19 protein-coding genes are annotated in these 21737 nt (G+C 64.6%); 12 read left to right on the forward strand and 7 right to left on the reverse strand.

Annotated features, from left to right (window positions below; all coding sequences use genetic code 11):
- Positions 1-72: 72 nt before the first annotated feature.
- Together CIT39_RS11125 and CIT39_RS11130 are read right to left on the reverse strand one after the other, a co-directional pair.
- Entirely contained in the window at positions 73-1491 is a 1419-nt protein-coding gene (locus CIT39_RS11125) for an amidase (RefSeq protein WP_094975312.1), read from the reverse strand.
- A gap of 121 nt (positions 1492-1612) precedes the next feature.
- Positions 1613-2389, reverse strand: a complete 777-nt coding sequence (locus tag CIT39_RS11130) for an SDR family oxidoreductase (protein WP_094975311.1) — start codon at positions 2387-2389, stop codon at positions 1613-1615.
- 156 nt (positions 2390-2545) lie between these two features.
- On the opposite strand from CIT39_RS11130, the gene CIT39_RS11135 reads away from it, so the two are divergent.
- Positions 2546-3619 (forward strand): tartrate dehydrogenase, encoded by a 1074-nt coding sequence (locus CIT39_RS11135; protein WP_094975310.1) that lies wholly within the window; start codon positions 2546-2548, stop codon positions 3617-3619.
- A gap of 118 nt (positions 3620-3737) precedes the next feature.
- On the opposite strand, the gene CIT39_RS11140 is transcribed toward CIT39_RS11135, so the two are convergent.
- From CIT39_RS11140 to CIT39_RS11155, 4 genes are read right to left on the reverse strand one after another with little or no spacing between them, the layout of a single operon-like run.
- Positions 3738-4811, reverse strand: a complete 1074-nt coding sequence (locus CIT39_RS11140; RefSeq protein ID WP_094975309.1) for a malate/lactate/ureidoglycolate dehydrogenase — start codon at positions 4809-4811, stop codon at positions 3738-3740.
- Positions 4812-4822: 11 nt separating this feature from the next.
- Positions 4823-5734 (reverse strand): NAD(P)-dependent oxidoreductase, encoded by a 912-nt coding sequence (locus CIT39_RS11145; RefSeq protein ID WP_094975308.1) that lies wholly within the window; start codon positions 5732-5734, stop codon positions 4823-4825.
- Between the two features lie 12 nt (positions 5735-5746).
- A complete protein-coding gene (locus CIT39_RS11150) occupies positions 5747-6997 on the reverse strand; it encodes a Zn-dependent hydrolase (RefSeq protein WP_094975307.1) in 1251 nt (416 codons plus the stop codon).
- 32 nt (positions 6998-7029) lie between these two features.
- The gene (locus tag CIT39_RS11155) at positions 7030-7947 is read right to left on the reverse strand and encodes a LysR family transcriptional regulator (RefSeq protein WP_094975306.1); all 918 of its coding nucleotides are present in this window, start codon (positions 7945-7947) and stop codon (positions 7030-7032) included.
- A 119-nt stretch (positions 7948-8066) separates the two neighbouring features.
- Here CIT39_RS11155 and CIT39_RS11160 point away from each other — a divergent pair, with 119 nt between their 5' ends.
- The 6 genes from CIT39_RS11160 to CIT39_RS11185 all read left to right on the forward strand — a co-directional run bounded on the left by CIT39_RS11160 (position 8067) and on the right by CIT39_RS11185 (position 13646).
- Complete coding sequence (locus CIT39_RS11160; protein ID WP_094975305.1) at positions 8067-8882, forward strand: putative hydro-lyase; 816 nt, start codon at positions 8067-8069, stop codon at positions 8880-8882.
- 89 nt (positions 8883-8971) lie between these two features.
- On the forward strand, positions 8972-10216 hold the full coding sequence (locus CIT39_RS11165; RefSeq protein ID WP_094975304.1) for an ABC transporter substrate-binding protein: 1245 nt from the start codon (positions 8972-8974) through the stop codon (positions 10214-10216).
- A gap of 197 nt (positions 10217-10413) precedes the next feature.
- The gene (locus CIT39_RS11170) at positions 10414-11247 is read left to right on the forward strand and encodes a branched-chain amino acid ABC transporter permease (RefSeq protein ID WP_244607619.1); all 834 of its coding nucleotides are present in this window, start codon (positions 10414-10416) and stop codon (positions 11245-11247) included.
- Entirely contained in the window at positions 11247-12230 is a 984-nt protein-coding gene (locus CIT39_RS11175; protein ID WP_094975302.1) for a branched-chain amino acid ABC transporter permease, read from the forward strand. Before CIT39_RS11170 ends, CIT39_RS11175 begins: the two co-directional genes overlap by 1 nt.
- Complete coding sequence (locus CIT39_RS11180) at positions 12227-12958, forward strand: ABC transporter ATP-binding protein (protein WP_094975301.1); 732 nt, start codon at positions 12227-12229, stop codon at positions 12956-12958. Before CIT39_RS11175 ends, CIT39_RS11180 begins: the two co-directional genes overlap by 4 nt.
- Positions 12942-13646: an ABC transporter ATP-binding protein gene (locus tag CIT39_RS11185; RefSeq protein WP_094975300.1), complete on the forward strand. Its 705-nt coding sequence runs from the start codon at positions 12942-12944 to the stop codon at positions 13644-13646. Before CIT39_RS11180 ends, CIT39_RS11185 begins: the two co-directional genes overlap by 17 nt.
- Before the next feature lie 179 nt (positions 13647-13825).
- Here the strand turns inward: CIT39_RS11185 and otnC are convergent, their stop codons facing one another.
- Entirely contained in the window at positions 13826-14512 is a 687-nt protein-coding gene (gene otnC, locus CIT39_RS11190) for a 3-oxo-tetronate 4-phosphate decarboxylase (protein ID WP_162308448.1), read from the reverse strand.
- 104 nt (positions 14513-14616) lie between these two features.
- On the opposite strand from otnC, the gene ltnD reads away from it, so the two are divergent.
- From ltnD to CIT39_RS11215, 5 genes are all read left to right on the forward strand, one after another.
- On the forward strand, positions 14617-15534 hold the full coding sequence (gene ltnD, locus CIT39_RS11195; protein WP_094975298.1) for an L-threonate dehydrogenase: 918 nt from the start codon (positions 14617-14619) through the stop codon (positions 15532-15534).
- A 13-nt stretch (positions 15535-15547) separates the two neighbouring features.
- Positions 15548-16330, forward strand: a complete 783-nt coding sequence (gene otnI / locus CIT39_RS11200) for a 2-oxo-tetronate isomerase (RefSeq protein WP_094975297.1) — start codon at positions 15548-15550, stop codon at positions 16328-16330.
- Positions 16327-17613 (forward strand): 3-oxo-tetronate kinase, encoded by a 1287-nt coding sequence (gene otnK / locus CIT39_RS11205; protein WP_094975296.1) that lies wholly within the window; start codon positions 16327-16329, stop codon positions 17611-17613. Before otnI ends, otnK begins: the two co-directional genes overlap by 4 nt.
- Before the next feature lie 169 nt (positions 17614-17782).
- Positions 17783-19474 carry a methyl-accepting chemotaxis protein gene (locus CIT39_RS11210; protein ID WP_094975295.1) on the forward strand — a complete coding sequence of 564 codons (1692 nt, stop codon included), beginning with the start codon at positions 17783-17785 and terminating at the stop codon, positions 19472-19474.
- Positions 19475-19815: 341 nt separating this feature from the next.
- Positions 19816-21504 (forward strand): methyl-accepting chemotaxis protein, encoded by a 1689-nt coding sequence (locus tag CIT39_RS11215; protein ID WP_094975294.1) that lies wholly within the window; start codon positions 19816-19818, stop codon positions 21502-21504.
- Positions 21505-21737: the final 233 nt, after the last annotated feature.

Here is a 21737-nt window from a genome sequence, read left to right on the forward strand (position 1 = left end):
GCGGATGGATGGGCCCCGGCTCTGCAGCGCACCGCTGAAGAAGCGCTGCGCTGCGTCCGGGGCACGAGACGGTTATTTGTTCACCTTGGGATCGATCGGCGTCGTCCCGCGCACGCCCAGAATATCCTCCAGCACTTTCGCCCCGGCAATCACCTGCGCGTCCGCGCGCGGCGCGCCGACGACCTGCACGCCGACCGGCAGGCCCGAGGCCGTGAAGCCGCATGGCAGCGACAGCGAGGGGCAGCATGCGAGCGTGATGGCGTAGACGATGCCGAGCCACTCGACGTAATTGTCGAATCTCTTGCCGGCGCATTCGGCGACATAGCGGTGCTCGATCGGGAAGGGGGGCACGATCGTGGTCGGCGTCAGCAATAAATCGTAGGTCTTGAAGAACTCGACCGCCCGCGCGGTCATGCCGACGCGCTGGGCCTCGGCGCGTGCGAGCTGTTCCACCGTGAGCTTGAGGCCTTCCTCGATGTTCCAGATCACCTCGGGCTTGAGCAGGTCGCGCTTGGTGCGCAGCAGATTGGCCTTGGTGATCGCGAAATCGAAGGCGCGCAGAACGTGGAAGCATTCATGCGCCTCGCGCCAATCCGGATGCGCCTCCTCGACGATGGCGCCGGCCTCGGCAAAGCGTTCCGCCGCCTTGCGCGTGATCGCCTTGACCTCGGGATCGACAGGCGTGATGCCGAGATCGGGCGAATAGGCGATGCGCTTCGGCTTCTTGCCGGACTGAGCCGCCGACAGGAACGAGGTCGTGGGCGTCGGCAGCGATAGCGGATCATCCGCGTAGTCGCCGCTCATGGCATCCAGCAGCAGCGCGAGATCCTCGACGTTGCGCGCCATCGGACCGACGACGCCGAGATTGCGGTCGATGCCGGATTTCGGGGTATGTGCGACGCGGCCGATACTCGGGCGCATGCCGACGACGCCGCAGAACGCGGCGGGGCTGCGCAAGCTGCCACCCATGTCGGAGCCCTGCGCCAGCCAGGCCATGCCGGTCGCGAGCGCCACCGCCGCGCCGCCGGAAGAGCCCGCCGCGGATTTCGAAGTATCCCAGGGATTGAGGGTCGCGCCAAACACCTCGTTGAAGGTGTTGGCGCCGGCGCCGAATTCCGGCGTGTTGGATTTGGCGTAGACGACCGCGCCGTTGGCTTCGAGATTCTCGACCATGAGGTCGGACTTCGCGGGGATATTGTCCCTGAAGATTGGCGAGCCCTGCGTGCTCAACACGCCTGCAACGTCGGTCAGATCCTTGATCGGCACCGGAAGGCCAGCGAGCAGCCCCCGCGCGCCGGCGGGCTTCCGCATCAGCGCCTTGGCGTTGTCGCGCGCGCGATCGAAGCACAGGATCGGCAGCGCGTTGACCGTGCCGTCGACCTCACTGATGCGCTTCTCCAGCACATCCAGCAGTTCGAGCGGCGAGACATCGCCGGACCGCAGCTTGTCGACGACGGCGCAGGCGTTTTCGCGGATCAGGTCTTGAGACAACGACTTACTCCTATGCTTATTGTGTTCGTCACTCCGAGGAGCAAAGCGACGAAGCAATCCAGAGTCCCTCCTTGGCAACAGTCTGGATTGCTTCGCTTCGCTCGCAATGACGTGGACAGAGTTAGCTCCAGCCAGCGCTGATGCCGCCGTCGACCGTGTAGATCACGCCCGACGTATATCCCGCGCGGTCCGAAGCCAGGAACGCCATGAGGTCACCAATCTCGCGCGCATGTGCGGGGCGACCGAGCGGCAGGCTCTTCTGGAATTCCTTGTAGCGGCTCTCGTCGCCGAACTGGTGCTTGGCCCGCGTCTTGAGCAGGGTGACGTGGCGATCGGTGCCGACGGGGCCGGGATTGATGCCGACCACGCGTATGTTGTCGGCGAGACTTTTTCCCCCGAGCGCGCGGGTGAAGGCCATCAGCGCGGCATTGCCGGCGCTGCCGCAGATGTAGTTGGCGTCGAATTTCTCACCGGCCGCCCCGATGTCGTTGACGATGACGCCGCCGCTCTTGGCCTTCATCTGCGCGTAGATCTGCCGCGTCAGGTTGATGTAGCCGAACACTTTCAAATCCCAGGCGTCCCGCCAGGTCGCCTCGTCGATCTTGTCGATCGAGCCGCCGGGGATGTCGCCGGCATTGTTGACGAGCACGTCGATGTCGGCGGCTTCGCCGGCGAGCCGCGCCAGATCCTCAGGCTTGCGCAGGTCTACGACGCTCGTCGCGGCATCGATCTGGTGGGCGGAGCGCAGGCGGTCCGCCAGCGCCTTGAGCTGATCGCCGCTGCGCGCGGCGAGCAGAAGGTTTGCGCCTTCCTCGGCAAAGGCTTCGGCGGCGGCGGCGCCAATGCCCTTGGACGCGCCCGTGATCAGGACGCGCTTGCCACGCAGATGCAGATCCATGAGGTTACTCGCTCGGTGGGGAACTGGATGAAATCAGTAGGCGCTTGGCCGCGCCATGGTCAACATTGCAGTGCAGCGTTGCACTGCCGCCGCGTTTGGTCCATTGCAGTGCGGTCAAAAAGGCGGCGGCTGCCGGACCAAAGAGGGACGTTCTCGATGAGCAAGAAACAATACCGGATCGCGGTCATTCCCGGCGACGGCATCGGCAAGGAAGTGATGCCGGAGGGCCTGCGCGTCCTGGAGACGGCGGCGAAGAAGCACGGGGTCTCGCTGCATTTCGACCATTTCGACTTCTCGTCGTGGGACTATTACGAGAAGCACGGCCAGATGATGCCTGATGACTGGAAGGAGAAGATCGGCAAGCACGACGCGATCTATTTCGGCGCGGTCGGTTGGCCGGCCAAGATTCCCGACCACGTCTCGCTGTGGGGCTCGCTGATCAAGTTTCGCCGCGAGTTCGACCAGTACGTGAACCTCCGCCCGGTGCGGCTGATGCCCGGCGTGCCGTGCCCCCTGGCCAACCGCAAGCCCGGCGACATAGATTTTTGGGTGGTGCGCGAGAACACTGAAGGTGAATATTCCTCCGTCGGGGGCCGCATGTTCCCGGACACCGACCGCGAGTTCGTGACGCAGCAGACGGTGATGACCCGCACCGGCGTCGACCGCATCCTGAAGTTCGCCTTCGAGCTCGCGCAATCGCGGCCGAAGAAGCACCTGACCTCCGCGACCAAGTCCAACGGCATCTCCATCACCATGCCCTATTGGGACGAGCGCGTTGAGGCGATGGCGAAGAAGTTTCCCGGCGTGAAGTGGGACAAGTACCACATCGACATCCTGACCGCGAACTTCGTGCTGCATCCGGACTGGTTCGACGTGGTGGTCGGCTCCAATCTGTTCGGCGACATCCTCTCCGACCTTGGTCCGGCCTGCACCGGCACCATCGGCATCGCGCCGTCAGGCAACATCAACCCCGAGGGCGATTTCCCCTCGGTGTTCGAGCCGGTGCACGGTTCGGCGCCTGATATCGCGGGGCAGGGTATCGCCAACCCGATCGGCGCGATCTGGTCGGGCGCCATGATGCTCGATCATCTCGGCGAGAAAGTCGCCGGCAAGTCGATCGTCGACGCGATCGAGCGCACGCTGGCCGAACGCACGCTCCGCACCAAGGACCTCGGCGGCAACGCCGACACGACGGCGTGCGGCAAGGCGGTTGCGGATATGGTGGATTGACCTTCGTAGGGTGGGCAAAGGCGCGAAGCGCCGTGCCCACCTCTTCCATCGCGGAACATTTGATCGGAAGTGGTGGGCACGCTTTGCTTTGCCCACCCTACAATCCGCGTTAGGTCAATCAACCCGCGATCTTCTCGATCGCCGCCTGATCCAGCCCGAACTTCTTCCCCGCCTCGATGATCTCCTGCCAGGTGGTCGGATCGACCGGAATGCCCTCAGCCAGGCGCTTCTTCTTGGTCTCGCGCTCGGGCTCGCCGGCGATCTTGACCTTGTCGACGCCGGCGGCAGGCGGCGAGCCGGTGTGCCAGGCGACGAAGCTCTCGACTTCATGGGCGAGGTTCTCGCCGGTGCCAAGCTTGCCGGGGTCGATAACGATCGAGAGCATGCCGTTGAGGACGTTGTGCTTGCCGTCGGACGGGCCCTTGACCACCTGCCCGCCGGAGAGCGCGCCGCCGAGGATTTCGCACACCAGCGCGAGGCCGGAGCCCTTGTGCTCGCCGAACGGCAGGATGGCGCCGTGCGGCGGGATCACGGTGTAGCGCGGGTTGGTGGTGGGCTTGCCCTCGTTGTCGATGATGGTGCCCGGCTCTAGTCCGACGCCCTTGTTGTGGGCGACGCGGGTCTTTCCTTGCGCGATCCTGCTGGTGGCGAAGTCGAGCACGATCGGGTCCTTGCCCCTGCGCGGGATGCCGACACAGAACGGGTTGGTGCCGTGGCGCGCATCGCTGCCGCCCCAGGGTGCCACGATCGGGCGGGAAATGACGTTGACGAAGTGGATCGAGACCAGCCCGTGGTCGATGCACTGCTCGGCCCAGTGGCCGATGCGGCCGATATGGTGCGAGTTGGAGAGGCCGACGAGGCACACGCCGTTTTTCTTGGCGCGCTCGGCCGCCAGCTCCATCGCCTCGTGGCCGATCACCTGGCCGTAGCCGGTGAGGCCGTCGAGCGTGAGCAGCGGCCCGGTGTCGAGCACCACCTTGACGTGCGCGTTCACGGCGAGGCCGCCGTTGGTGACGCTCTGGACATAGCGCGGGATCATGCCGACGCCGTGGGAGTCGTGGCCCTTGAGGTTGGCCTCGACCAGATTAGTGGACACCAGCTCGGCCTCGCGGTCCGAGGAGCCGCCGGCCTTGACGATGGCGCGGATGGCGTTGGTGAGCGGTTCTGCCTTGATGGTGCGATAGTCGGCCATTGTTGCTCTTCTTATCCTCTTACGATCCGGCGGCAGTGCTCCCACGCCGCGCCAATCAGGTTCTCGCTCGCCTCCGGCGTACGGAACGCCGAATGCGCCGACAGCGTCACGTTGGGAATCTTCGTCAACGGATGATCGCCGGGCAGCGGTTCGATGTTGAAGACGTCGAGCCCGGCATGGCGGATGTGACCTGACTTCAGCGCATCGATCATGGCGGCCTCGTCGACAATAGCGGCACGGGCGGTGTTGATGAGGATGACGCCCGGCTTCATTCTAGCGATCTTCTCGCGCGTGATCATGCCGCGCGTCTCGTCGTTGAGCAGCAGATGCAGCGATACGACGTCGCTCCTTGCCAGCACGCCGTCGAGATCGGTGAATTCGACACCCGGATGGCTCTTCGGCGAGCGGTTCCAGGCGATCACCTTCATGCCGCTGCCGGACGCAATGCGCGCGACTTCGGCGGCGATGCCGCCGAAGCCGATCAGGCCGAGCGTCTTGCCGGTGAGCTGCATGCCGTCTTCGCGCAGCCAGTTGCCGCCGCGCATCTCGCGATCCATCATGGCGATGCCGCGGGCCGAGGCCCACATCAGCGCGATCGCGGATTCGGCGACCGCGGTGTCGCCATAGCCCTTGATCAGATGCACGGAGATGCCGAGTTCTGCCAGCTCCTCCGGGTTCATATAGCTGCGCGCGCCGGTGCCGAGGAACACGACGTGCTTCAGCCCCGTGCACTTCTTCGCCACCTCGGTCGGCAGCGCGGTGTGATCGACGATCGCTATCTCGGCGCCGTCGAGGATGTCAGGGTATTGCTCGGGCTTGATATCAGGATCCCTGTGGATCCGAACCTTGGGATCGCCGGGCTTCTCAAGCCGCTCCATGATCACGGCAAGCGCTTCATTGGCGTCGACGAAAACTCCGCGCATGTCTCTCTCCGGTCAGGATGCGACGCCGGCGATCGCCAGCACGGTATGCATGAGAACGTTGGTGCCCGCGGCGCAATCGGGCTGCGTCGCGTCTTCCAGCTCGTTGTGGCTGATGCCGTCCTTGCAGGGCACGAACACCATCGCCGCCGGCATCACGGTGTTGAGGTTGCAGGCGTCGTGGCCGGCGCCGGAGGTGATGCGGCGCGAGGAATAGCCGAGCGTCTTGGCTGCGTTCTCGACCGCTGCGATCAGCTTGGGATCGAAATGCGTCGGCGGCTTGCGCCAGACCAGATCGATCTTGACCTCGACCCTGCGGCGTGCGGCGATCTCCGCAATCGCGGCGCGCAGATCGCGATCGAGCGCATCCATGATGGCGCCGTCCGCGCTACGGCAGTCCATGGTGAAGGCGATCTCGCCGGGGATGACGTTGCGCGAGGGGTTTGCGATCACGGCCTCGCCGATGGTGCCGACCGCGTTCGGTCCGAGCTTCTTCGCGATGGACTCCATCGCCAGCACGATCTCCGACAGGGTCGCCAGCGCGTCGCGGCGCAGCGGCATCGGCGTGGAGCCCGCATGGCTTTCGAAGCCTGAAATCTTGCCGTCGTACCAGAGCACGCCCTGGCCGGAATCGACCACGCCGATGGTCTTGCCCTCGGCCTCCAGGATCGGGCCCTGCTCGATATGCAGCTCGACGAAGCAGCCGAGCTTCTGGAAGCCGACCGGCTTGTCGCCGCGATAGCCGATGCTGTCCAGCGCCTGGCCGACGGTCGTGCCCTCGGCGTCCTTGCGCGACAAAATGTCGTCGGTGGTGAAATCGCCGACGTAGGCCGCCGAGGCCATCATCGCAGGCGCGAAGCGCGAGCCTTCCTCGTTGGTCCAGTTGACGATGCAGATCGGCGCTTCGGTCTCGATGCCGGCGTCGTTCAACGTGCGGATCACCTCCAGCGCGCCGAGCGTGCCCAGGATGCCGTCATACTTGCCGCCGGTCGGCTGGGTGTCGAGATGCGAGCCGATGCCGACAGGCGGTTTCGACATGTCGCGGCCCTTGCGCAGGCCGAATTGCGATCCGAGCGCGTCGGTGTGCACTTCGAGACCCGCGTCCTCGCATGCCCTGCGGAACCAGTCGCGCACCTGCTTGTCTTCGCTGCTCAGTGTCAGCCGCCGCACGCCGCCCTTGGCCGTCGCGCCGAATTGCGCGGTCTCGTGGATGGAGCCCCAGAGGCGGGCGGAATCGATTTGCAGATTGGTAGCGGCTCGGCTCATGCGGTCGTTCTCTCTTTCGTCCGGCGCCTTTTTCAATGCCGCGCCAGCGCGGGCGCGTCAACTGCGAGGCTGCTCTGCGCAATCTGCCGTGCAAGCTCGGCGACGCGCTCCACGGCGACGACGTCGGGCGAGGCGAGCCAGCTTGCGGTGAAGGTCAGCGGTGCGATGGCGAGATCGGTATCGAGCAGCTGCAGCCGCCCGTCGGCGAGCTCGTTCTCGACGATCGCGTCGGGGATCACGGCGACGCCGAGGCCTTCGACTGCCATGTGGATGACGGTCGCGAGCGACGCGGAGGCGTGCAGCCGGATCGGCGGCAGCTCTGGCCGGTCGAACACCTCGCGTACGACCTCGTAAGGCTTGGTCTTGCGCGGGAAAGTGATGATCGGAAAGCGCGCGAGCTCCGCCGGCGTCACCCGGCCTTTGCCGAGGCCGAGCGAAGGGCTTGCGAGGAAGCCGATCGGGTAATCGGCGAGCACGCGATTATGCACGCCGGACGCCGATAGCGGTCCGACCACGAAGGCAAGCTCGATCTCCTGCGCCAGCAGGCGCGCGGTGAGGTTCGGCGTGATGTCGACCTCGATCTCCAGTGACAGGTTCGGATAGACCTGATTCACGCTCTTCACGAGTCGCGGCAGCCAAGTGTGCACGATGGTCTCGGCGACGCCGAGCCGCATCACGCCGCGCATCGCGGAGCGGTCGCCGACCTCGGCCATCATCTGAGCACGCAGGCCGATCAGCTTCTCCGCATAGACCATCATCTGCCGGCCGCTCGGTGTCGGTGATGCCACGCGATGATCGCGGTTGAGGAGCTTGACGCCCATCTCTCGCTCGAGCTGGGCGATGCGCTGGGAGATCGCCGGCTGGGTCGTATTGAGCCGTGCTGCGGCGCCGCGGAAGCTGCCGAGCTTTACGACCCAGAGAAAAGTCTCGATCGACCTGAAGTCCAGCATTGGAAGGATTTTCCTCATCGATAAAATAAATTTATCGATATCGATTAGAAAGGACGATTAGACTTTATAGCACGCTTGGTGTTGGCTGTCTTTGTTGAGTTTATAGGCAGGTCGATCACATGACTGTTTTGGCGGCAGCGCAGCAAACCGAAACGCCCGACGCCCTTCCGAGCCGCGAGGCGCGGCTTGCCTACCGGCAAGGGCTGGTCGCTTCCACCGCCGGCGTCGCTCCCGGCTTCGTCCAGGGCAATCTGGCGATCCTGCCGGCGGAATATGCCAGCGCCTTTCATCGCTTCTGCCAGCTCAATCCGAAGCCGTGCCCGATCATCGGCATGTCCGATGTCGGCAGCCCGCACATTCCTTCGCTCGGCGCCGATCTCGACATCCGCACCGACGTGCCGCGCTACCGCGTCTGGCGCGACGGCGAGGTCGTCGACGAGCCGACCGACGTGACCAGGCATTGGCGCGACGATCTCGTGACCTTCGTGCTCGGCTGCTCGTTCTCGTTCGAAGAAGCCTTGCTCGACGAAGGCATGCCGATCCGCCACATCGAGCGCAATGTGCGCGTCCCGATGTACCGCACCAACATCGCCTGCGGCGAGGCCGGTCCGTTCGCCGGTCCCATGGTGGTGTCGATGCGTCCGTTCAAGCCGGCGGATGCGATCCGCGCGGTGCAGATCACCTCGCGCTATCCCGCCGTGCACGGCGCGCCCGTGCATCTCGGCCATCCGCATCTGATCGGCATCAAGGACATCGCCAAGCCGGACTATGGCGATCCGGTACCGGTCGCCGACGACGAGATTCCGGTGTTCTGGGCCTGCGGCGTGACACCGCAATCGGTGATCAATGCAGCCAAGCTCCCGTTCGCGATCACGCATTCGCCCGGCCTGATGCTGGTGACGGATCTCAAGAACAGGACCATGGCCGTGATTTAGTGGGCAGCATTTGCTGCTTCTTCGAGCTTTACCGCATCCATCAATCGCTTCATTCGATCAGCTGAAATTCAGTCAAAGAGGACTCTGCCATGACGATCACTCGCCGCGACGTATTGTTGGGTGCCACCGCCACTGCAGCGCTGGTGCCGCTGGCTGCACGCGCACAGACTTCGGAAGTCGTGATCGGCGTGATCTATCCGTTCTCCGGCGGCAGCGCGCAGCAGGGTGTCGATGCGCAGAAAGCCTATGAGACCGCGCTCGAGGTCATCAACAAGAAAACCGATTTCGACCTGCCGCTGGCGAAGGGCGAAGGCCTGCCGGGCCTCGGCGGCGCCAAGGTCCGTCTCGTGTTCGCCGATCACCAGGCCGATCCGCAGAAGGGCCGCGCCGAGGCCGAGCGCCTGATCACGCAGGAGAAGGTCTCCGCCATCATCGGCACCTATCAGAGCGCGGTCGCCGTTACCGTCAGCCAAATCTGCGAGCGCTACCAGGTCCCGTTCGTCTCCGCCGACAATTCCTCGCCCAGCCTGCATCGCCGCGGCCTGAAGTATTATTTCCGTGCCGCGCCGCATGACGAGATGTATTCGGCCGCGATGTTCGACTTCTTCGACGCCTTGAAGAAGAAGGGCACCAAGATCGAGACGCTGTCGCTGTTCCACGAGGACACCATCTTCGGCACCGATTCCGGCAACGCCCAGGCCAAGATCGCCGGCGAGCGCGGCTACAAGATCGTCACCGACATCAAGTATCGCGCCAATTCGCCCTCGCTCTCGGCCGAGGTGCAGCAGCTCAAGTCCGCCAATGCCGACGTGCTGATGCCCTCGAGCTACACCACCGACGGCATCCTGCTGGTCAAGACCATGGCCGAACTCGGCTACAAGCCGAACGCGATCGTGGCGCAGGACGCCGGTTTCTCCGAGAAGGCGCTCTATGATGCCGTCGGCGACAAGCTCGAAGGCGTGATCTCGCGCGGCACCTTCTCGCTCGATCTCGCGCAGAAGCGCCCGATGGTCGGCAAGATCAACGACATGTTCAAGACGCGGTCGGGCAAGGATTTCAACGACCTCACCTCGCGCCAGTTCATGGGCCTGATCATCCTCGCCGACGCCATCAACCGCGCCAAGTCGACCGACGGCGAGAAGATCCGCGATGCACTGGCGGCGACCGACATCCCGGGCGAGCAGACCATCATGCCCTGGAAGCGCGTCAAGTTCGACGAGATGGGCCAGAACAACGACGCCGACCCGGTGCTGCTGCAATATATCGGCGGCAAGTTCGTCACCATCTTCCCGCCGCAGGCCGCGATCGCCGAGGCGGTCTGGCCGATGAAGTAAGATTACGAACGCGGGGGCTCAGACGCAGCTCCCGCCCTCATCCTGAGGAGCGGGCGTAGCCCGCGTCTCGAAGGACGAGGGCTGGGCCATCCTTCGAGACGCGCGCTTGTGCGCGCTCCTCAGGATGAGGATCTATTTCGGGGGACAGACTTTTGACAGCCCAAGCCATTATCCAGAGTCTCGCGAGCGGCCTGCTCATGGGTCTGCTCTACGGACTGATCGCAGTCGGCCTCGCGCTGATCTTCGGCCTGATGGACGTCACGAACTTCGCCCATGGCGAGTTCCTGATGATCGCGATGTACCTGTCCTTCTTCCTGTTCGCATTCTTCGCGATCGACCCGTTGCTCTCGGCGCCATTGGTCGCTGCGGCCATGTTCGTGTTCGGAGCAGTGGTCTATCTCCTCGTTGTACGCTTCGCCATGCGGGCCAAGGCCAATGCCGGTATGGTGCAGATCTTCACTACCTTCGGCCTTGCCATCCTCATGCGCGGCCTCGCGCAGTTCTTCTTCACGCCGGACTATCGCAGCATTCCGCAGTCCTGGGCCGGTGGCAAAACCATCTCGGTCGCCGGCATCTTCCTGCCGGAACCGCAATTGATCGGTGCTGCGGTCTCGATCGCGGCCTTTGCCGCCCTCTATTTCTTCATTCACCGCACCGACTTCGGCCGCGCGCTGGAGGCGACCCGCGAGGATCCCGGTGCGGTCGCACTGGTCGGCATCGACAAGAACCGCGTGTTCGCGTTCGGTTGGGGTCTCGGCGCCGCGCTGGTCGGCCTCGCCGGTGCGATCATGGCGGTGTTCTTCTACATCTATCCGGACGTCGGCGCGTCCTTCGCCCTGATCGCCTATGTCACGGTGGCGCTCGGCGGCTTCGGCAGCGTGTTCGGCGCCTTCGCCGGTGGCATCATCGTCGGCCTCGTCGAAGCGACCACCGCCCTGGTGCTGCCTCCTTCCCTGAAATCGGTCGGCATCTACGCGGTCTATCTGCTCGTCGTATTCATCCGGCCGCGTGGCCTGTTCGGGTCGATGTGATGGACAAGACATTTGCCGCGCGGCGCCGCCGCGACCTCATCATCGCCGCGGCTCTGGCCGGGCTCGCAGCGCTCGCGCCGCTGGTCATCAAGGATGTCTACGTCCAGAACATCCTGATCCTGACCTTGATGTACGCAGCGCTGTCGCAGAGCTGGAACATCCTCTCCGGCTATTGCGGGCAGATCTCGCTGGGCCACGCGCTCTATTTCGGCATCGGCGCCTACACCACCGAACTCCTGTTCACCAAATTCGGCGTGCTGCCCTGGTTCGGCATGCTCGCTGGCGGCGTGATCGCTGCCGTGATCGCGATGGGGCTTGGCTATCCCTTCTTCCGCCTGCGCGGCCATTACTTCGTCATCGCGACCATCGTCATCGCCGAGATCGGGCTGCTACTGTTCCAGAACTGGGAATGGGCGGGAGCTGCGATGGGCATCACCATTCCCGTGCGCGGCGACAGCTGGCTGAAATTCCAGTTCATGCGCAGCAAGCTGCCGTACTTCTATTTCGCGCTGGCGCTGTGCTGTCTCGCCTGGTTCGTCACCTGGTGGCTCGAAGACTCCAAATGGGGCTTCTGGTGGCGCGCGGTGAAGGACAATCCGGAAGCAGCCGAAAGCCTCGGCGTCGTCGTGTTCAACTCCAAGATGGGCGCGGCTGCCGTCTCCGCTTTTCTCGTTGCCCTCGGCGGCGCCTTCTATGCGCAGTTTCTTGCCTATATCGATCCCGAGAGCGTGATGGGCTTCCAGTTTTCGCTCTTGATGGCGCTGCCGGCCGTGCTCGGCGGCATCGGCACCCTCTGGGGCCCGGTGCTCGGCGCCGCCATCCTGATCCCGATGACGGAGCTGACGCGCTCCTATATCGGCGGCTCCGGCCGTGGCGTCGACCTCATCGTCTATGGCGCACTGATCGTGGCGATCTCGCTGGCCCTGCCGCAGGGCCTGGTGAGCCTGTTCTCCCGTTCGAAAGCGAAAGGAGCCACGCGATGACCGCGCTCCTTGAAACCCGCGGCGTCTGGCAGCGGTTCGGCGGCCTCGTCGCCAACAGCGACGTCTCGATCTCGGTCGGTCGCGGCGAGATCGTCGGCCTGATCGGCCCGAACGGTGCCGGCAAATCGACGCTGTTCAACCTCATCGCCGGCGTCTTGCCGCCGACGCAAGGATCAATCTGGTTCGACGGCGAGGACGTCACCCACATGCCGGCGGCGGAACGTTGCCAACGCGGTGTCGGGCGAACCTTCCAGGTGGTCAAGAGCTTCGAGACCATGACCGTCATCGACAACGTCATCGTCGGTGCGCTGGTGCGCAACACGGTGATGCGTGAGGCCCGTCGCAAGGCGCACGAGGTGCTGGAGTTTACCGGCCTTGCCACGCGCGCCCACGTGCTCGCCAGCGACCTCGTGCCGGCCGAGAAGCGTCGTCTCGAAGTTGCCCGCGCGCTCGCAACCGAGCCGAAGCTTCTGCTGCTCGACGAAGTCCTCACCGGCCTGACGCCGACCGAGGCGCAGACCGGTGTCGCGCTGGTGCGCAAGGTGCGCGATACCGGCATCACCGTGTTGATGGTCGAGCATGTCATGGAGATCGTGATGCCGCTGGTCGACCGCGCCATCGTGCTCGACCTCGGCAAGGTGCTGGTCGAGGGCAAACCCGCCGACGTCGTTCGCGATCCCAAGGTGATCAGCGCATATCTGGGAGATCGTCATGCTGTCAGTGCATGAAATCACGACCGCCTATCAGGGCTTAGTCGCGATCTCCTCGGTCTCGATCGAGGTTCAGAAGGGCGAGATCGTCTGCGTCGCCGGTGCCAACGGCGCGGGCAAGTCGACGCTGCTGAAGTCGATCGCCGGTGCCGAGCGTCCGCGCTCTGGCAACGTCACCTTCGACGGCAAGCAGATCAACGGCATGGCGCAGCACCACATCACGGCGGCAGGCATCGCCTACGTGCCGGAGAACCGCCGTCTGTTCCCGCGCCTGTCCGTGCGTGACAATCTCCGTCTCGGCAGCTATCTCTACCGCGGCGAAGCCGACCGCGAAGCGCCGCTCGATCTCGTCTTCACGCTGTTTCCGCGCCTGGCTGAACGTCTGGAGCAGCGCGCGGAGACGCTCAGCGGCGGCGAGCAGCAGATGCTCGCGATCGGCCGCGCGCTGATGACGCGCCCAAGGCTGTTGATGCTCGACGAACCCTCGCAGGGCATCATGCCGAAGCTGGTGGACGAGATCTTCCAGGCGGTCCTGCGCATCCGCGACGCCGGCATGACAGTGCTGATCGTCGAGCAGCGCATGGCCGAGTGCCTCGAGATCGCCGATCGCGCCTACATCCTGCAAACCGGCCGCGTGCTGATGCAGGGTCCCGCGGCTGAGATCAGAGGCAATCCGGATGTGCGTAAGGCGTATCTGGGGCTGTAAGGCGAAAGTGTTGGGCTGCTTGTCCCACACTCTCGGCGTCGTCGCTCGCGAAGGCGGGGGATCCCGTACTCCGAGATGGTAGAGATATACGGGTAAGCTGCGGCGTACTGGATTCCCCGCTTCCGCGGGGAATGACAGCCGTGGGTGAGGCGCCGACCGTTCACTCGCAACGCACGGCGCTAATGCCCGTGGCCATGCTCCGGCAAGGCCACCCCGAACACCTTCACCAGATCGTTCACCTGCTCCGGTGACAGATAGCGCGGGTTCATCCCGCGCAGCAGCAGGTACAGCTTCGCCGTTTCCTCCAACTCCTCGGTCGCAAACACTGCGGCCTCCAGCGTGTCGCCGGCAACGACCGGGCCGTGATTGGCGAGCAGCACCGATGAATATCTCCCCGCCAGGCCCTTGATCGCATCCGCAACCGCGGGATCGCCGGGGCGGTAGTACGGCACGAGCGCGGTGGCGCCGCATTTCATCAGATAATAGGCCGTCATCGGCGGCAGCGCGGCGCGCGGGTCGATCTCGGGCAGCATCGAGAGCGCGACCGAGTGTGTCGAATGCAGATGCACGATGGCGCGTGCACTGCCGCGCGTGTCGTAGAGCGCGGTGTGCAGCGGAACTTCCTTGGTCGGGGCATCGCCCGACACCAGCCGACCTCTTTCGTCGAGCCGCGACAGCTTTGCAGGATCGAGGAAGCCGAGCGAGGCATTGGTCGGCGTCACCAGCCAGCCGCCGCCGTCCAGCCTGACGCTGATATTGCCGGAGGAGCCGGGCGTCAGCCCGCGCTCGAACAGCGACCGTCCGAAGCGGCAGATGTCCTCGCGCAGCCGCGTCTCGTTGCTCGCTTCAGGTCTCATGGCCGTCATGCCCGCTTGTCTCACGCTTTGGCAGCGCGGCCAAGCCGTGATATCGGTTCGTCGAGCCGCCGCAAAAGCCGGCCGTCCGGGAAACGTTCGCAAGGGTTAGTTGCATGTCCGCCTCCATTTCACAGAATCAGCGCATCGCGGTCATCGGGCTCGGCTCGATGGGGTTTGGCATGGCGACCTCGCTGAAGCGCGCCGGCCACGCCGTCGCGGGCTGCGACGTGTCGGCCGAGGCGGTGGCGCGTTTCGTGAAGGATGGTGGTGCGGGTGCCAAGACACCGGCCGAGGCGGCCAAGGGCGCCGATATCGTCGTCAGTGTCGTCGTCAACGCCGCGCAGACCGAAACGATCCTGTTCGGCAAGGACGGCGTCGCCGAGACCATGCCGGAAGGCAGCGTCTTCGTATCCTCCGCCACGATGGACCCCGATGTGGCACGACGCCTTGCCAAGCAGCTGGAGGCGACCGGCAGGCATTATCTGGACGCACCGATTTCCGGCGGCGCGCAGCGCGCCGCGCAGGGCGAGCTGACGATCCTCGCCTCCGGCAGCTCGGCTGCATTCGCGAAAGCACGGCCCGCGCTCGATGCCATGGCCGCAAAGCTCTACGAGCTCGGCGATGCCGCCGGCCAGGGTGCCGCCTTCAAGATGATCAACCAGCTGCTCGCCGGCGTGCACATCGCCGCAGCCTCCGAAGCGATCGCGTTCGCGGCCAAGCAGGGCCTCGACATCCGCAAGGTCTACGAGGTGATCACGGCCTCCGCCGGCAATTCATGGATGTTCGAGAACCGCATGCCGCACGTGCTGGACGGCGATTATACGCCGCGTAGCGCGGTCGAGATCTTCGTCAAGGATCTCGGCATCATCCAGGACATGGCGCGCAGCGCGAGATTCCCGGTGCCGGTCTCCGCCGCCGCACTCCAGATGTTCCTGATGACATCGGCCGCCGGCATGGGTCGCGACGACGACGCCTCGGTGGCGCGGATGTATGCGCAGGTCACCGGCGTCAAGCTTCCCGGCAACAAGTAAAGAAGAGATTCCAATGCCCCGTTTTGCCGCCAATCTCTCGATGATGTTCACCGAGGTGCCGTTCCTCGATCGCTTCGATGCCGCTGCGCAAGCCGGCTTCACCGCGGTGGAGTTTCTCTTTCCCTATGAGCACCCTGCCGAGGCGGTCGGCGAGCGCCTCAAGCGCAACGGGCTGACCCAGGCGCTGTTCAACCTGCCGCCGGGCGACTGGAACGCCGGCGAGAAGGGTTTTGCCGCGCTCCCCTCGCGCTTCTCCGAATTCAAGGCGGGCCTGGAGACGGCGCTGCCTTACGCCAAGGCGACCGGCGTCAAACGGCTGCATTTGATGGCCGGCATCGCCAATCGCGGCGAGCGCGTCGCGATCGAGGCGTTCTACAAATCGGTGGCATGGGCTGCGGAGTTCTTCGCCCCGCACGGCATCGACATCGTGCTCGAGCCGATCAATGCGCGCAACGTGCCCGGCTACTTCCTCAACGATTTCGGCTTCGCGCGCGATCTGATCCAGGAGCTGAGGCTTCCGAACCTGAAGCTGCAGTTCGACATCTATCACTGCCAGATCATCCATGGCGACGTCACCATGCGCCTGCGCGAGATGATGCCGATCATCGGCCACGTCCAGATCGCCAGCATCCCCTCACGCAACGAGCCCGACGGCGAGGAGCTGAACTATCCGTTCCTGTTCGAAGAACTCGACCGCCTCGGCTATGCCGGCTTCGTCGGCTGCGAATACAATCCGCGCGGCAAGACCACCGACGGTCTTGCCTGGTTCGAGCCCTATGCGGGAGTGAAGCCGTGACACTTGCAGCGAAAATCTCTCTTGGCTGCATCGCCGACGACTACACCGGCGCATCCGATCTCGCCAACACCTTGACGCGCGCGGGCCTGCGCACCGTGCAGACCATCGGCGTGCCCGCGGACGATCTCGCACTGCCCGAGGTCGATGCCGTCGTGGTGTCGCTGAAGAGCCGCTCGATCGAGGCCGGCCTTGCCGTGTCGCGTTCGCGCGCGGCGGATCAATGGCTGCGCGGCCGCGGCGCGGGCCATGTGCTGTTCAAGATCTGCTCGACCTTCGATTCCACCGTTTCAGGCAATATCGGTCCGGTGATGGACGCGCTGCGCGCCGACGCCGGCGAGGGCGCCGTGCTGGTGACGCCGGCGTTCCCGGAGACGGGCCGCACCGTCTACCAGGGCAACCTGTTCGTCGGTGCGGTGCCGCTCAACGAGAGCCCGCTGAAGGATCATCCGCTCAACCCGATGCATGATTCCAATCTGGTGCGCGTGCTGGCGCGCCAGAGCAGGACGCAGATCGGTCTCGTCGACCTCGCCACCGTCACGCGCGGCCCGGATGCCGTGCGGGCGCGGCTGGTCGAGCTGGCGGCCAAGGGCATCGGTGCCGCCATCATCGACGCGGTCTTCGACCGCGACCTCGAGGCCATCGGCCTCGTCGCCCTCGAGCACCGCCTGTCGGTCGGCGCCTCCGGCATCGGCCTCGGGCTCGCGCGGGCCCTGGTGTCGACGGGTAAAGTCAAACCAGCCAGGGCGAGCAGCGAGACCGGCACGGCCGTCGGCGGACCGGCGGCCTGCCTCGCCGGGAGCTGCTCCCAGGCGACGCTTCAGCAGATCGCCAACGCCGAACGGGTCATGCCGGTGCTACACCTCGATCCGGACCGTATCATTACGGGGGGCGGCGAAGCACAGCGCGCGCTGGATTGGGCGAGGCCGCGGCTTGCGGAGGGCCCGGTGCTGATCGCCTCGAGCGCGACACCCGACCAGGTCGCCGCATTGCAGGCGCGGCACGGTCGCGACGCGGCCGGCCACGCGATCGAGCAGGCCATGGCCGATATTGCCGAAAATCTCGTAAAATCAGGGGTTCAGCGCCTGATCGTCGCCGGCGGAGAGACGTCCGGCGCGGTGGTCGATCGGCTGAAGATTCCCGGATTTCTCGTCGGGGTCGAGATCGCGGCAGGCGTCCCGGTGCTTCATTCGGTGGGCGGCAAAGCCGACATGCTGCTCGCTCTGAAGTCCGGAAACTTCGGAGGCGCCGAGTTTTTCGCCGATGCGCTTAGGCTCATGCGCTGAGAGCAGGGCATTTTTAGCGGCCTGTTCATTTCTTTCGGGCTTCGTACTCGTACGGAGTCGTAGTTAACATCTGCGCAAGTGCTCTGGTGTTGGATGTTGGTGCTGCTCCTTTTGGTTGATTCGGAAGAACCTCCGGACGCGCACCGCGCCAGCACAAAGAGACCCGATTATGCTTGCCACCGTTTCCATTCGCGCCAAGATCATCAGCGTCGTGGCATTCCTGCTGGTGGCAATGGCCGGCATGGGTCTCCTGGCCGTCATGAAGATGCGGACGATCAACGCCAACACCGTCGACATCACCACCAACTGGATGCCCAGCGTGCGCGTGATCGGCGACCTGCGCGCCAGCGTCATCACCTACCGCAACGTGGTCCGCCAGCACATGCTGGCCGAGACGCTCGAGGATAAGCTCGCGACGGAGAAGACCGCGGCGACCGTGATCGAGGCGCTCGCCAAGATCCGCGCGAAATACGAGGCGATGATCTCCTCGGCGGAGGAGCGGAAGCTCTACAACGATTGGTCCAGGCTCTGGGACGACTACAAGAAGGGCACCCAGGATGTCTTCGAGCTCTCTCGCAAGGAGGTCGGCAAGGTCCCGCACGATGCGCAGGAGCTGAACTCCAAGACCGTCAACAAGATCGGTCTTGCGGCGGATGAGGTCCTGACCAGGGACATCGAGCTCAACACCAAGGGCGGTGAGGCCGCCGCCGCGGATGCCGCCGATACCTTCTACTACGCCTTCATGCTGGTTGCGATCATCCTCGGTGCTGCGGTCATCGCCGGCCTTGGCGTCGGCTTCTATCTCGTCCAGGACGTCTCGCGCGGCATCAACTCGATCATCGAGCCGATGCAGGCGCTCGGCCGCGGCGACCTCTCTGCCGACGTGCCGCATCGCGGCGAGAAGACCGAGATCGGTGCCATGGCCGACGTGCTTCAGATATTCAAGGAGGCGCTGATCGCCAAGAAGGCTGCCGATGAGGCTGCGGCCGCGGATGCCGAAGCCAAGATCGAGCGTGGCCGCCGCGTCGACAACGTCACCCGCGAATTCGAAGCCATGATCGGCGAGATCGTCCAGACCGTATCGTCGGCCTCGACCCAGTTGGAGGCCTCGGCGTCGACGCTGACCTCGACTGCCGAACGCTCCCAGAGACTGGCGACCACCGTTGCCGGTGCTTCGGAAGAAGCCTCGACCAATGTGCAGTCGGTAGCCTCGGCGACCGAAGAGATGGCCTCGTCGGTCGGCGAGATCAGCCGTCAGGTGCAGGAATCGGCGCGGATGGCGGGCGATGCTGTCGGCCAGGCCCGTGCCACCACCGAGCGCGTCAGCGAGCTTTCCAAGGCAGCGTCCCGCATCGGCGACGTCGTCGAACTGATCAACACCATCGCCGGCCAGACCAACCTGCTCGCCCTGAACGCGACCATCGAAGCGGCACGTGCGGGTGAAGCCGGCCGCGGTTTCGCGGTCGTCGCCTCCGAGGTGAAGGCGCTCGCCGAGCAGACTGCGAAAGCGACCGGCGAGATCGGCCAGCAGATCTCCGGCATCCAGGCGGCGACCAACGACTCCGTCGGCGCCATCAAGGAGATCTCCTCGACCATCGAGCGCCTGTCGGAGATCTCGTCGGCGATTGCAGCCGCGGTGGAAGAGCAGGGCGCAGCGACCCAGGAGATCGCCCGCAACGTGCAGCAGGCCGCGCAGGGCACCCAGCAGGTCTCCTCCAACATCACCGACGTGCAGCGCGGTGCGACCGAGACCGGTTCGGCCTCCTCGCAGGTGCTGTCGGCTGCGCAAATGCTGTCGAACGACTCGGGCCGGCTGAAGAGCGAAGTCAGCAAGTTCCTGACCAACGTCCGCGCGGCTTAGAGGCAGGCGCGCATCCTGCGTCAATCAAGAGCGGCGCTGTGCGCCGCTCTTTTGTTTTCGGGCATCTGGCGAAGGGCGAAACTGCTTCGCCTTTCCGGGCAATGCCGGCCGCAGTGCCGACGAGAGCGGCAATTGCAACACCACGAGACGCTCCTCCGCGCGCGTTCTTGAATATGCCCGCAAAAGTCCGGGATGTTTTATGATGCTGGCTCAGTATGACTACGCAGTTCCGTTAAGGGTGAACGATCTCGCGGACGGTATAATCCTCAAGTCAGAACTTGCCGAGTTAGGCGGCCTGGCCGCCTGATGAGCATTTCAACCGGAAATACTGAGGAAATTTGATGTCTTGGATCAACAACGTTCGCATTTCGATGAAGGTTTCTGCGGTGTTCGCGGCGATCTGTCTCGTCGTCGCCGGCAGCACCGCTGCGATCTACAATTCGCTGAGCGTGATGAACTCCACGTCGAAGATGACGGTGCATACATATCAGGTGCTGGAGCAGCTCTCCGACCTCGTCGGAGCCATGGTCAATTCGGAGACGGGTGTGCGCGGCTACCTCGTTTCTGCGGACAGCGCCTTTCTCGGACCTTACGAATCCGGCCAGAAGCAGTTTCAGGCCGCCGCGGCCAAGGTCGGCAGTCTGACATCGGATAACGCGGTTCAGCAGAAGCGCCTCGAACGCGTGAAGGCGTTCGCCAGCGACTGGACGGCCAATGTCGCGCAGCGCGAAATCGCGCTGATGAAGGATCCTGCAACGCAGTCCAAGGCGCGGGAATTAGAGGCATCCGGCGCCGGCAAGAAGTCCATGGATGGATTGCGCGCCGTCGTGCAGGAGATGGATGCAGAAGAGCGGTCGCTGCTGACGACGCGTGCTGTGGCTTCCGACGCCGCATCGGCCAACGCGACGATGGCCATGCTGGTTGGCGGTATCGTCACCTTGCTGCTCTCGCTGGCCGGCGCTTTTGGCGTCGCCGTCGTGGTCACCCGCCCCATTCAGCGCATCACGACCGAGATGGGCGTTCTCGCCAAGGGCGATACGTCCGTGGCGATATCGTCCACCGAACGGAAGGACGAAATCGGCCAGATGGCCAATGCGGTCCAGGTCTTCAAGACCAATGCGATCGAAGTGGAACGCCTGAAGGCGGAACAGGTCGAAGCCGAGCGCCGCAACGCTGAGCAGCGCAAGGCGGACATGCTGAAGCTTGCCGACGACTTCGAGGGAGCCGTGGGTGAGATCATCGGCACGGTGTCCTCCGCCTCGACCCAGCTCGAGGCATCGGCCACCACTCTGACGGGCACGGCCGAACGCTCCCAGAGGCTCGCTACCACCGTTGCCGGTGCTTCGGAAGAAGCCTCGACCAATGTGCAGTCGGTGGCCTCGGCGACCGAAGAGATGGCCTCGTCGGTCGGCGAGATCAGCCGTCAGGTGCAGGAATCGGCGCGGATGGCAGGCGATGCTGTCGGCCAGGCCCGTGCCACCACTGAGCGCGTCAGCGAGCTTTCCAAAGCGGCGTCCCGCATCGGCGACGTCGTCGAACTGATCAACACCATCGCCGGCCAGACCAACCTGCTGGCGCTGAACGCGACTATCGAAGCGGCACGTGCGGGTGAAGCCGGCCGCGGTTTCGCGGTCGTCGCCTCCGAGGTGAAGGCGCTCGCCGAGCAGACCGCGAAGGCGACCGGCGAGATCGGCCAACAGATCTCCGGCATCCAGGCGGCGACCAACGACTCGGTCGGCGCCATCAAGGAGATCTCCTCGACCATCGAGCGCCTGTCGGAGATTTCGTCGGCGATTGCAGCCGCGGTGGAAGAGCAGGGCGCAGCGACGCAGGAGATCGCTCGCAACGTGCAGCAGGCCGCGCAGGGTACCCAGCAGGTCTCCTCCAACATCACCGACGTGCAGCGCGGCGCGACCGAGACCGGCTCGGCCTCCTCGCAGGTGCTGTCGGCTGCGCAAATGCTGTCGAACGACTCGGGCCGGTTGAAGAGCGAAGTCAGCAAGTTCCTGACCAACGTCCGCGCGGCCTGATCTTTCATCCGATCGAATGACGAGCGGCGTCAAAAGCGCCGCTCGTTTCGTTTGGCCGGTAGCATGATGTCGCTTACAAGTAGTGACTTGATGAACTTCCCGTAGTGCTACGGGCGAGGCGTTTCACGGATGGTTAAGTCGGATTTACGAGAATTTGCGCAGAGCAGCCCCTTGGAGGGCAGTGCCAGTGCGGGCGGTTCCCGATTGAAATTGACCTATACTCTATTTGATTT

This window comes from Bradyrhizobium symbiodeficiens, assembly GCF_002266465.3.
In the GTDB taxonomy this organism is placed as follows: Bacteria; Pseudomonadota; Alphaproteobacteria; order Rhizobiales; family Xanthobacteraceae; genus Bradyrhizobium; species Bradyrhizobium symbiodeficiens.